Source organism: Ruegeria sp. C11 (assembly GCF_056537725.1).
Genome location: NZ_JBQFSB010000002.1, coordinates 25545 through 37573, shown reverse-complemented (window position 1 = coordinate 37573; position 12029 = coordinate 25545). Strand labels below are relative to the sequence as shown.

Here is a 12029-nt window from a genome sequence, read left to right as displayed (position 1 = left end):
CTTCGTTCCCCAATTAGTATGCAACGGGATCTCCCGCGTTGGCCATCCAGTTAAGACTTTGCTACTGCAGCGCTTTTTCAAATATGTTGTGGCCGGACATTACATTGATGCCCCCCGACACCGGGATCACCGCCCCGGTAACATATGACCCGCCGCGTCCGCACAGAAACAGCATGCATCCGGCAATGTCCTCATCCCGGCCAACCCGTTTCAGCGGTACATCTTCACCGACCTTTTCCCGTTTTTCTTCGTCATGCGTCGCAAAGGCCGTCATACGGGACACGAATGGTCCCGGAGCCAAAGCGTTTACGGTCACGAAATAGGGTGACAGTTCTTTTGCCATGACCCGGCTCAGGTGGATTACAGCAGCCTTTGAGGCAGAATAGCTGTATGCGCCGTCCCCCATTGGAATTTCACCCATAACCGAACCTACATTCACGACGCGCGCCGGATCATCCACTGTCGCGGACTTCATGAGCAACGGCAAAAGTTTCTGGGTCAGATCAAAAACACCCGCGACATTGACGGACATTACTTTTTCCCATGCCTCATAGGGAAACTGCCCCATAGGCGCACCCCAGGTTACTCCGGCGTTATTCATCAATATATCAATATTATCCGTTCTATTCTTAACGTTCTCAACCAAGGCGTCTACGCCTTCTTTGCTGCCAACGTCGCCGGCAAATCCCTCTGCAGTTCCCGAAGCACCAAGTGCATTGAGCTCGGCAGCCACAGCTTCACATGCTTCACCTTTACGGGAAGCGATCAGAACGCGAGCCCCTGCCCGAACCAGCGCTTCGGCCGCCATTCGGCCAATTCCGGTTGCTCCGCCTGTCACCAGTGCAGTTTTCCCTTTCAGAGAGAAAAGTTCGTCGATGGTCATGCTATTATCCTTCTGACTCTATGCATTCGATTGAGGAATGCAGCGACTGGCAAACAGTCACACACCTGTTCGGCTTCAACTCGCTTCCTTTTCGGACAAAACCTGTTTGGCCCGGGCAAATCCGGCCGGAGATTTGTGCCGATGGTGCAATTTTCCAATATTTCCACTCCGGTGAATGCTAGCCTGCGTTTAGCGTCCTATCACTGGTATTGCCCTGCGTTTCGCATAGCAGAATTGCATTTCGAATTCTCATTGACAACCAGTAGAACGGGCAGAAGACTTTACGTCATATCCGGCCACTTGACCGCTGAATTGGGAAGGAAAGAAATGAAAGCAATGCTCAGCACCGCTCCGGGCGGACCAGAAACACTTCAGCTAACTCAGTTGCCTGACCCAACCCCCAAACCCGGGGAGTTGTTGGTGCGCGTTCATGCCGCCGGAGTGAATTTTCCAGATACCCTGATCATTCGCGACCTATATCAGATGAAACCCCCTCGCCCATTCGCGCCCGGTGGGGAAATCGCGGGGGAGGTCGTGGCCGTCGGTGAAGGTGTGTCAGGTTTTGCAACCGGGGACCGTGTGCTGGCGTTGACAGGTTATGGTGGGTTTGCAACGCACCTGACACTCAAGGCGGCAAGTGCAGTCAAAATACCTGATGAAATGCCATACGACGCTGCCGCCTGTTTCATTTTCACATACGGAACGTCCCATCACGCCCTAAAGGATCGAGCCAGCTTAAAGCCTGGTGAATCCCTTCTGATACTCGGAGCAGCCGGAGGTGTCGGTGTCGCGGCAATCGAATTGGCAAAAGCCGCGGGTGCGAAGGTCATTGCAGCTGTTTCATCCAAAGAAAAGGCGGATTTCTGCAGGCAGGTGGGTTCAGATGAAACCCTGATCTATCCCAAGAAGTTGGACAAGGATTCCCAGAAGGCACTATCCAAGGAAATCAAAACCTTGGCGGGCGGAGATGGTGTCGACGTAGTTTACGATGCGGTTGGCGGGGATTATGCGGAACCCGCCTTGCGAGCGACCGCATGGCAAGGCCGCTATCTTGTTGTCGGTTTTCCTGCTGGGATTCCCAAAATTCCATTGAACCTGACATTGCTCAAAGGATGTCAGGTTGTCGGTGTTTTCTGGGGCGCATCGGTGTTTCGGGATCCCAAAGGGCATTCCGAAAACATGGCAGACCTGTTTCAGCTTTATCTGGATGGAAAAATTAAACCACGTATCAGTCGGCGGTTTTCCCTGGAACATGCGCCCGAAGCATTGGAACTCATGCAGAATCGCCAGGCAATGGGAAAGATCGTGGTTACGATGGATCAGGATTAGCACGAATTATCCCTTATGGGATAAGGGGATTCAGACATATTTGCGGCCTCTTGAGGATGCGCCGACCAATCGGTGCGGCAGCGGAACAGGCGATGTTTCAATGTCAGACTTTCTGATCACGAAAATGTCAGATCACCCTAACATGTGATGGAATAGGCCCCTCTCAGGATGCACTCGCGGCATTTGGGTCGCTTTTGCAATGGCATGAAGCGCAGCCCTATGGACAGTTGCCCTACTTCATGACAATGAATCTTTAGATGGGACAAATTCTGACATGACAAAAGTGTTGGTTCTTAACGGCCCGAACCTCAATTTGCTCGGCATGAGGCAACCTGAGGTTTATGGCCATACGACATTGAAAATGATCGAAGAACTGTGCGTGTCGCACGGCTCTGCGCTTGGGCAGGACGTTACCTGCCTGCAATCAAATCACGAAGGTGTCCTGATTGATGCGATTCACTCATCTCGTGGTGTTCAGGACGGAATTGTACTGAATGCAGGTGCCTTCACGCATACGTCGGTAGCTCTGATGGACGCGATCTCGTCCGCTGAGGTGCCTGTTGTCGAGGTCCATCTGTCAAATATCCATGCGCGCGAAGCGTTCAGGCACAAGTCTTTTATTGCCCCGGTGGCGATCGGACAGATTTGCGGCTTCGGCGCCCAAGGCTATGTGATGGCGCTGGATGCGTTGAAACAGCATGTGAAGAACGGGGGCGCTGCGTGAAACTCTGCGACTATCTTCATTTTCTGAGTTACACGAAAACTCTGGAAGAGTTGTGGGATGCGCATTGCCGTCAGATGGCAGAGTATGGCTTTGAAAGACTGCTGTACGGATACACACAGTTCAGAACGGCCACTTCGCTTGGCGACCCAGAAGATTTTGTCATTCTGACCAACCACTGCGAGAAATACATCAACGGCTTCCTGCATTCCGGGCTGTATTTTCATGCGCCCATGCTCAAGTGGGCCTTGGAGAATGAAGGTGCAGCAAGCTGGCGCATGGTGCAGGAGATGATGTCTACCGGCACCATGACCACACAGGAACGTCAGGTCTATGAGTTCAACCGCTCGATGGGTGTGACCGCAGGCTACACGATAAGTTTCAATTCGGTCTCCATGCGCTCCAAGGGTGCCATCTCGTTGGGGTACAAAAAGGATCGGACTCAGGAAGAAGCCGACGAGACATGGGCTGAACACGGCGACGATATCCTGCTGATGAACAATGTCGCTCATCTTAAGATCCTGACGCTGCCCTACACTGCGCCCAATCGGGCGCTGACCAAGCGCCAACGCGAGGCGCTGCAGTGGGTGGGTGACGGTAAAACAACTCAGGACATCGCTTTGTTGATGGGCCTGACGTCGGCCACGGTCGAAAAACACCTGCGTCTGGCGCGCGAAGCCCTTTCGGTTGAGACTACAGCGCAGGCTGTCCTCAAGGCCGCTCTTCACAACCAGATGTTTGTCATGGAATTTTAGCCCAGGGGCAGGATTCTAAGGTCGATATCTGCGCTGAACTGCGGCTAGCTTACCTAGGGTAAGGAAAACATGACTTTTCGAATCTGCCCATAAAAGTGCAAAGTTGAATAGTTCCGTGAGTGGTGGCTTTAGCCAAGGAACATTCGGATCGGACCTTTGCAATTTCAGGGCTCTCCGATCACTCTGGCAAGGGGCGTCTTATTTGTCCGCGTTCCCAAGTTGGAAATCGTGAGGGGCCCCTCCATCCCCATCATGCGGGGCCCCTCATTTCATTTGACAGATGACTGCAGACAATCCCTTAAAAGGGATTTTTTCTGTCCCAAAAGAAAACCGGCTGCGAACACGCAACCGGTTTCTAAGAATGTCCCGGCCCTGAACGGGGCGGAATTTTTTCTGATCAGCCCTGAGCGGCTTTGGCAACTTCGGCTGCGAAATCTTCTTTTTCGACAACGATGCCTTCGCCTACTTCCAGACGGATGAAGCCGGTGATGGTTGCACCCGCCTCTTTGGCCGCCGCTTCGACGGTCAGGTCGGGGTTCACAACGAACGACTGGTTCAGCAGCGTCGATTCAGCCACGAATTTCTTCATGCGGCCTTCGATCATCTTTTCGATCACCTGCTCCGGCTTGCCGGATTCACGGGCGATGTCCATCTGAACCTGCTTTTCTTTCTCGACAACAGCCGGATCCATGTCCGCTTCGGACAGGGCCGCCGGGTTTACCGCTGCAATGTGCATTGCAACCTGCTTGCCGATGGTTTCGTCGCCGCCGGACAGGGCAACCAGAACACCGATTTTGCCCATGCCGTTGGTGGCGGCGTTGTGCACGTAGGACACAACGGTGTCGCCCGACAGCTTGGACATGCGGCGAACCGACATGTTTTCGCCGATGGTTGCGATCTTGTCGGTCAGGGTGTCTGCAACGGACTTGCCGCCCAGATCAGCCGCCAACAGAGCTTCGACGTTGTCGACGCCTTCTGCTGCGTATGCGATCTTGCCGACCATTTCCTGGAACTCGGCGTTTTTCGCAACGAAGTCGGTTTCCGAGTTCACTTCGACAGCAACGCCGTTGCCACCGTCAACGTGGACTGCAACCAGACCTTCTGCTGCGGTACGGCCTGATTTCTTAGCCGCCTTGGCCAGACCTTTGGTGCGCAACCAGTCAACGGCTTCATCCATGTTGCCGCCGGTCTCGGTCAGCGCTTTTTTCGCGTCCATCATGCCTGCGCCGGTCGAGTCGCGCAGTTCTTTTACCATTGCTGCTGTGATTGCCATCTTTTGGCTCTCCTCAATTCAAACGGAATAGGGGCAGGTCTACCCTGCCCCATATGTCATTTAGGTGACGGGCAGCTTACGCCTCGGCAGGAGTTTCTGCTTCTGCGGTGGCTTCTTCCGCAACGGCTTCTTCAACCGGAGCTTCTTCGAATGCACCCAGATCAACACCTGCGGCACCCATCTGAGCGGTCATACCGTCCAGAGCGGCACGCGCGGCCAGATCACAGTACAGAGCAATTGCACGAGCTGCGTCGTCGTTGCCGGGGATGATGTAGTCCACACCATCGGGCGAGCAGTTGGTGTCGACAACAGCCACAACCGGGATACCCAGTTTGTTGGCTTCGGCGATGGCCAGCGCTTCTTTTTTGACGTCGATGACGAACAGCAGGTCCGGAACGCCGCCCATCTCACGGATACCGCCCAGCGAAGCTTGCAGCTTGGACTGGTCACGTTCCATGCCCAGACGCTCTTTCTTGGTCAGGCCTTCTGCGCCCGATTCCATGGCTTCGTCGATCTGGTTCAGACGGTTGATCGACTGGGAAACGGTTTTCCAGTTGGTCAGCGTGCCGCCCAGCCAGCGGTGGTTCATGTAGTATTGAGCCGACTTTTCAGCCGCTTCAGCGATTGGCTGAGCAGCCTGACGCTTGGTACCAACGAACAGAACGCGGCCACCTTTTGCGACGGTGTCACGAACGGCCTGCAGAGCCTGATCCAGCATCGGAACGGTCTGGGTCAGGTCCATGATGTGGATGCCATTGCGCGAGCCGTAGATGAACGGGCCCATGCGGGGATTCCAACGCTGTGTCTGGTGACCAAAGTGAACGCCAGCTTCCAGCAGCTGACGCATGGTGAACTCGGGAAGAGCCATGCTATGTTTTCCTTTTCCGGTTTACGCCTGAGCGGGGGTGAGAGAAGCGATTGCTCCAACCGGCGGTCTTGATGGGGATGTCTCCCCCAAAAAGGCCAAAACCCCGCCTGCGGGTTTGAATGGCGCGCGAATACTACACCCGGGATCACCCTACAAGTGAAAAATCATAAAATAATTTGATCGGGAGCATTATTTTTATGATGCCCGCGCCAGTGCATGCGCATGACGAACGGCTTCTTCACAATGGGCTGCGAGCGCCTTGCGATTCTCAAAATCGCTGACCTTTGCCGGGGAGTGATAGATCAACTCGACCGTCCCTTGCCGGCGCGCGCCAAGTGTCTTCAACAAATGCGGCCCGAACTCCATATCGCCCCACCAGCCATAGAATCTGTCTGGCTGTCCTTTCGGCGCGTAGAAGATCACCGAGACCGGCTGAACATACATGAACTCGCGAAGTTCATCAGTGAAGAACGCGGCGAAGAGAGTTGTTTTGAAAGGTAAAACGCGCAGGTTATCCGTCGATGTTCCCTCGGGAAAGAACAACAGCTTGTGCCCTACGGACAGGCGCTCTTCGAACAACTTCGTCTGTTCACGCGCTTTCTTTCGGTCCCGCTCAATAAAAACCGTGCCGGTCGCACGGGCCAGCCAGCCAATACCGGGCCATTTCGCTACTTCGGCTTTCGAGACGAAATAGACCCTCTTGCGGGCGTTCAGCGCAAAAATATCCAGCCAGGACGAGTGGTTTGCCACCACGGCCCCATGCTGAACCATCAATTCCCCGGAAGAGCGAAACCCAATTCCCAGAACGCGAAAGGCATTGCGGCAAACAAACTGGCTGATGAACGGAGTGATCGGACGCCGCACGCCGAAAATTGGTCGTTCGATCAATCGCACGATCAGCAGTATGATCAGCCCGCCAAAGACCAGAATGGCCAATGGAAGACCACGTAACAGGACTAGGACCCAACCGAGAATGCCCAATTCAATCGGGTCGGGTTCGTCTTCGCTGTGCCACGAGGGATCGCTCACCTGTTCAGGCTCCACCGTAAATGCGCCGCTGGCGGTCGTTCATGCGGGCTGTGTCCAGAACCAGACACACGTCGGTTGTGTTAAAGGCATGGTCTATGAACGCGCCCTCCCCCACGAACCCTCCCAGCCGCAGGTAGGCTTTGATCAATGCCGGCACTTCCAGCATGGCCTTGCGGCGGTCCAGTTGGTCGGGCCTGACTAGATCCATGGATTGGAATACCTGGGGTTGCGCACGTACCCGCAGATCAGGCGGCGCAAGGTGGTTGTGATGCAGCATTGAAAGAGGTTGCGCAAGCGTAGGAATATCTGTGCCGTGAAAACTGGCGACACCAAAAAGCACTTCGATCTCTCGCTCGGCCACATATCCCGCCAAACCGTTCCACAGATGGTACATGGCGGTCCCGCCACGGTAATCGGGATGTACGCAGGATCGCCCCAGTTCAAGTAAATTGCGGCCACTCTGCTTCAGCACCGAAAGGTCGTATTCATCTTCTGAGTAAAACTGACCGACGGATTTGGCCCTGTCCCCCGGCAATAACCGATAGACGCCAATCACCTCATTGCTGCCATCGTCAAAGGCCAGCAAATGATCAAAATATGGATCAAAACGGTCTCTTTCCAACCCGGCTTCATGGTCAACCATTTCACCGCCGCCACCAAGCTCACGCACAAAGACATCATAGCGCAGACGCTGCGCTGCCTTCAGCTCATCCTCGTTTTCGGCGAGTTTGACAGTAATTGACGGTCCCTGATCAGGCATTTGTAGTCCAGTGTTCAATGCGGGAACTTTGAGGGCTGATTACAGCAGTTGCGTCGACGATGGCAACAAGCTCGCCAAACGCAGACGCGTTAACATTTCCTCAACCAGTTTCATGGATCAAAGACCGGCGTCAGCGCAATCCGCGTCCCATCGATCACCACTTTTCCCTGATCCCGGAAATTAACTGTGATCTTGCCGGCAATGTTGGACTGGACCTGACCAATGCCCCAGTCGGGGAAATCGGGGTGGCGGACGAACATGCCCGGTGCAAGAATAGCATTGAGGTCTGTCATGCGGTGCTCTCGGTCGGGCAAATGGCGGATGCAACAGGAGGTATGCATGAGCGAAAGCGACGTCAACCTGGCAAGCCTGATCAGCTCCAGGATTTGCCATGACCTGATCAGCCCGATCGGCGCGATCACCAATGGGCTTGAACTGCTGGACATGGTGGGTGGTGTGCAGGGGCCCGAAATGGAACTGATTTCGGGCAGCGTCGGTAATGCAGGCGCACGGATTCGGTTCTTTCGCATTGCCTTCGGCGCGTCTGGCGAGCAGCCACTAGGCCGGACTGAAATCGCCGGACTGTTGAAAGATATCGAACTTGCAAGCCGGGTTCGCGTTCAGTGGGGACCGGCCGAATCCAAACCGCGCAATCAGGTCAAACTGGCGTTTCTGGCCATTCAATGCTGTGAAAGCGCAATGCCAATGGGCGGAGAAATCGAGGTAATCTGCAACGAAGATCAGTGGGAGGTCACTGGTGTCGCAGACAAGCTCAATATCGAAAGTGATGTTTGGCAGAGCTTGAATGCCGTGCCCGTTTCAAAACGGATTACCCCGGCCCTTGTTCAATTCGCCCTTCTGCCCGAGACAGCCAAAACCATGGGACGACGGGTGCGGGCCGACACGACTTCGACCCGCGTTACAATCCGTTTTTGAATTTTTCCGGTTGAATCAGCTCCGTACGGAACCGTTTCCACGCACCAGATATTTGAAGCTGGTCAACTGCGCTGCACCAACAGGCCCGCGGGCATGCATCTTTCCGGTGGCGATTCCTATTTCGGCACCCATCCCAAACTCTCCGCCGTCCGCGAATTGAGTCGAGGCGTTGTGCATCAGGATTGCACTGTCCAATCTCTCAAAGAAGTGTGCGGCGGCGTTTTCATCTTCGGAAATAATGCAATCCGTGTGGTTCGATCCGTAGTGGCGGATATGACCAATGGCATCATCGATGCTGGCCACTGATTTGGCCGCGATGATACTGTCCAAAAATTCTTTGCCCCAATCCTCATCGGTCGCCGGAACCGTTCCCTCTGCAGTCAGTTCAGGGTTCGCATGCACTTCAACGCCAGCGGCAACCAATGCAGCGATTACTTCCCCCCCCAGAGTCTCAGCAACGTCCTGATGCACCAGCAAACACTCAGCCGCGCCACAAATGCCGGTCCGGCGAGTTTTGGCGTTCAGAACAACATCCAATGTCTTTTGGAGATCGGCGGATTTATCCACGTAAATGTGCACGATGCCTTCAAGATGTGCAAAAACGGGAACCCGGGCTTCGCGCTGCACCAGCCCAACCAACCCTTTGCCTCCACGCGGCACAATGACATCTACGAAATCGGTCATTGTCAGCAATTCCTGGACTGCGGCGCGGTCACGAGTCGGTATCAGTTGAATGGCGTCTTCAGGCAAATTTGCTGCCTTCAAACCCTCGACCAGACAGGCGTGAATCGCCCCAGATGAATGAAAGCTTTCCGAGCCACCGCGCAGGATCACGGCATTGCCGGACTTCAAGCACAGAGCACCAGCGTCAGCCGTTACGTTCGGGCGGCTTTCGTAGATCACTCCGATTACGCCAAGAGGCGTGCGAACCCGTTGGATGTTTAACCCCGAAGGCATGTCCCATTCGGTCAGAACTTCGCCTACAGGATCAGCCTGTTCGGCCACTGTACGCAACCCGTCTACCATGCCCTGAATTCTGGATTCATCCAGCATCAGACGATCCATCATCGCAGGGCTCAACCCCTTGTCGCGACCAAACTCGAGATCCTTATGATTGGCCTCGATTATCTTGCCCCTATTCTTCCAGACTGCATCGGCTGCAGCGATCAAAGCGGCGTGTTTGCGCTCGGCACTGGCATAGGCCAGATCGCGCGAGGCCTCCTTGGCCCTTTTTCCCAGATCGGCCATCAAAGCGGGAATATTGTCGAGGTCCTTCATCGCATGCGCCTTTCGGGTCGTAGGTGTCGTCGGTTAGTTCTAAATTTCTTACAAGGCCAGGTCGTCTCGGTGCACCAGCGCGGCCCGTCCCGGATATCCCAGCGTGTTTTCGATCTCGGATGACTTGCGTCCCTTGATGGCGTCGGCCTCGTGCGCCGTGTAGCGGCTTAGCCCCTGCCCCAGCTTGCGCGCCTCGTGATCGAGAATCGAAACCGGGTCACCGCGGCCAAAGTCGCCGGTCACTTCGACGATACCGGCAGGTAGCAGACTTTTTCCATTGGACAACGCGTTGGCAGCGCCTGCATCCACAATGATCTCTCCACGCGGTTTCATAGCCGAAATCCAGCGTTTACGGGCCGCGTGCGGGTCTAGTTTCGCGGTGAACCACGTGCAATTCGCACCGTTTTCAAGCGTTTTCAAAGGGTTCTGCGGCGATCCTTCAGTAATCGCCATATCGCATCCGGCTGCCGTTGCCATTTTTGCCGCCAGTAGTTTAGTTTTCATCCCCCCCTTTGAAAGACCTGACCCGGCATCGCCTGCCATGGCCTCAATCTCTGGGGTAATTCGCTCAATGACTTCAAAGCGTTCCGCAGACGCATCATCGTGCGGGTTGCCCGAGTAAAATCCGTCTACATCCGACAACAGAATCAACTGATCAGCACCAACAGTCACTGCGACTTGCGCGGCCAGCCGATCATTGTCACCATAACGAATTTCATCTGTCGCGACTGTATCATTTTCGTTGACGATCGGCACGACACCCAAACCAAGTAGTGTCTCAAGCGTCGCGCGCGAGTTTAGGTATCGACGCCGATCTTCGCTGTCTTCCAGAGTGACCAGAACCTGGGCAGTGGTGATATTATGGGGCGCCAACGCCTCTTCGTAAGCACGGGCCAACCGTATCTGACCAACCGCTGCTGCGGCCTGAGATTTTTCCAACGGCAGCGCGGCCGCAGGCAGCCCGAGAACCCCCCGTCCCAATGCGATGGACCCTGAGGACACAAGGATCACATCCGCTCCCTGTCCTTTCAGCCAGGCAACATCCTGAGCCAGCGAAATCAACCAATCCGACCGTAGCTGGCCGGTATTCCGGTCAACCAGCAAGGCCGAACCGATCTTGACCACCAAGCGTTGGGATTCGGTCAGGGTTGCCAAGGCTGTGTCTCCTCAACGGGTTTCTGGCGCAATCTGTCTTCGTCGATCCGGGCGCGAAGCGCGCGAAGAACTTCGGTCACACCCAGATGGGCAACTCCTGACATCGTCATGACCGGGCCGCCGACAGCATCTTCCAGTTCAGCCCTGGTTAGTTCCAATTCATCTTCATCCAGGGCATCGACTTTATTCAGAACAGTGATTCTGGGCTTTTCTGCCAACTCCCCACCGTAGGCTTCAAGCTCATGGATGATCGTTCGGTAGTCTTCGGCCACCGTCTCCGACGTTCCGTCGACCAGATGCAAAAGAACTGCACACCGTTCCACGTGACCAAGAAATCGGTCACCGATTCCGCGCCCTTCGTGTGCACCTTCTATCAGGCCCGGAATATCCGCCACGACGAATTCAACGTTATCCACGCCGACAACCCCGAGGTTCGGGTGAAGAGTGGTAAACGGGTAATCGGCAATCTTAGGCCGGGCATTTGAAGTCGCCGCCAGAAAAGTGGATTTTCCCGCATTGGGCATTCCCAACAGGCCCACATCAGCGATCAGTTTGAGCCGCAACCAGATTGTCCGGTCGACACCCGCCTGACCCGGATTGGCACGGCGCGGCGCCTGATTGGTTGCGGATTTGAAATGCAGGTTTCCGAAACCGCCATTGCCACCCCGTGCAAGCAGGACGCGCTGACCGACTTCGGTCAGATCCGCGATTACAGTTTCTTCATCCTCGTCCAATATTTCAGTACCCACAGGTACACGCAGAACGATGTCGTCACCGTCTTTTCCGGTGCGTTGCTGCCCCCTGCCCGGCTGACCGTTTTTAGCAAAGAAATGTTGCTGATAGCGAAAATCGATCAGGGTGTTCAGACTGTCAACAACTTCGGCCCAGACGGAACCGCCTTTGCCGCCGTCACCACCATCGGGACCGCCATACTCGATGTACTTTTCGCGCCGAAAGCTGACGCACCCTCCACCTCCGGCACCGGACCGGATGTAGACCTTTGCGAGATCAAGAAATTTCATGAGGCATCCCCTACTGCAAA

General features: G+C 55.1%; 13 protein-coding genes. 4 read left to right on the top strand and 9 right to left on the bottom strand.

What is annotated here, in order from left to right; translation table 11 throughout:
• Positions 1–61: 61 nt before the first annotated feature.
• On the bottom strand, positions 62–883 hold the full coding sequence (locus ACR0NA_RS03490; RefSeq protein WP_480726080.1) for an SDR family oxidoreductase: 822 nt from the start codon (positions 881–883) through the stop codon (positions 62–64).
• A gap of 327 nt (positions 884–1210) precedes the next feature.
• On the opposite strand from ACR0NA_RS03490, the gene ACR0NA_RS03485 reads away from it, so the two are divergent.
• The 3 genes from ACR0NA_RS03485 (at position 1211) to ACR0NA_RS03475 (ending at position 3688) form a co-directional block, all read left to right on the top strand.
• Positions 1211–2212 carry an NADPH:quinone oxidoreductase family protein gene (locus tag ACR0NA_RS03485; protein WP_480726077.1) on the top strand — a complete coding sequence of 334 codons (1002 nt, stop codon included), beginning with the start codon at positions 1211–1213 and terminating at the stop codon, positions 2210–2212.
• Between the two features lie 274 nt (positions 2213–2486).
• Positions 2487–2936, top strand: coding sequence for a type II 3-dehydroquinate dehydratase (gene aroQ, locus ACR0NA_RS03480; protein ID WP_170655531.1), 450 nt, complete (start codon positions 2487–2489; stop codon positions 2934–2936).
• Positions 2933–3688, top strand: a complete 756-nt coding sequence (locus tag ACR0NA_RS03475) for a helix-turn-helix transcriptional regulator (protein WP_480726074.1) — start codon at positions 2933–2935, stop codon at positions 3686–3688. The genes aroQ and ACR0NA_RS03475 overlap by 4 nt, the downstream gene beginning before the upstream one ends.
• A 397-nt stretch (positions 3689–4085) precedes the next feature.
• Here the strand turns inward: ACR0NA_RS03475 and tsf are convergent, their stop codons facing one another.
• The 5 genes from tsf to ACR0NA_RS03450 all read right to left on the bottom strand — a co-directional run bounded on the left by tsf (position 4086) and on the right by ACR0NA_RS03450 (position 7911).
• Positions 4086–4961, bottom strand: coding sequence for a translation elongation factor Ts (gene tsf / locus ACR0NA_RS03470; RefSeq protein WP_170655527.1), 876 nt, complete (start codon positions 4959–4961; stop codon positions 4086–4088).
• A 76-nt stretch (positions 4962–5037) separates the two neighbouring features.
• Entirely contained in the window at positions 5038–5829 is a 792-nt protein-coding gene (rpsB, locus tag ACR0NA_RS03465) for a 30S ribosomal protein S2 (protein ID WP_480726071.1), read from the bottom strand.
• A 195-nt stretch (positions 5830–6024) separates the two neighbouring features.
• Positions 6025–6858 carry a lyso-ornithine lipid O-acyltransferase gene (gene olsA / locus ACR0NA_RS03460; RefSeq protein ID WP_480726068.1) on the bottom strand — a complete coding sequence of 278 codons (834 nt, stop codon included), beginning with the start codon at positions 6856–6858 and terminating at the stop codon, positions 6025–6027.
• A 4-nt stretch (positions 6859–6862) separates the two neighbouring features.
• Entirely contained in the window at positions 6863–7618 is a 756-nt protein-coding gene (olsB, locus tag ACR0NA_RS03455) for an L-ornithine N(alpha)-acyltransferase (protein WP_480726066.1), read from the bottom strand.
• Between the two features lie 110 nt (positions 7619–7728).
• Positions 7729–7911 (bottom strand): DUF3553 domain-containing protein, encoded by a 183-nt coding sequence (locus ACR0NA_RS03450; protein WP_170655519.1) that lies wholly within the window; start codon positions 7909–7911, stop codon positions 7729–7731.
• Positions 7912–7957: 46 nt separating this feature from the next.
• On the opposite strand from ACR0NA_RS03450, the gene ACR0NA_RS03445 reads away from it, so the two are divergent.
• On the top strand, positions 7958–8554 hold the full coding sequence (locus ACR0NA_RS03445) for a histidine phosphotransferase family protein (protein WP_480726064.1): 597 nt from the start codon (positions 7958–7960) through the stop codon (positions 8552–8554).
• A 15-nt stretch (positions 8555–8569) separates the two neighbouring features.
• Here ACR0NA_RS03445 and ACR0NA_RS03440 read toward each other — a convergent pair whose 3' ends face one another.
• Genes ACR0NA_RS03440 through obgE form a run of 3 tightly spaced genes read right to left on the bottom strand, consistent with a single transcriptional unit; the run spans position 8570 to position 12009 of the window.
• Entirely contained in the window at positions 8570–9832 is a 1263-nt protein-coding gene (locus ACR0NA_RS03440) for a glutamate-5-semialdehyde dehydrogenase (RefSeq protein ID WP_480726062.1), read from the bottom strand.
• A gap of 48 nt (positions 9833–9880) precedes the next feature.
• Positions 9881–10987 (bottom strand): glutamate 5-kinase, encoded by a 1107-nt coding sequence (gene proB / locus ACR0NA_RS03435; protein ID WP_480726060.1) that lies wholly within the window; start codon positions 10985–10987, stop codon positions 9881–9883.
• Positions 10975–12009, bottom strand: a complete 1035-nt coding sequence (gene obgE, locus ACR0NA_RS03430; RefSeq protein ID WP_480726057.1) for a GTPase ObgE — start codon at positions 12007–12009, stop codon at positions 10975–10977. Before obgE ends, proB begins: the two co-directional genes overlap by 13 nt.
• Positions 12010–12029: the final 20 nt, after the last annotated feature.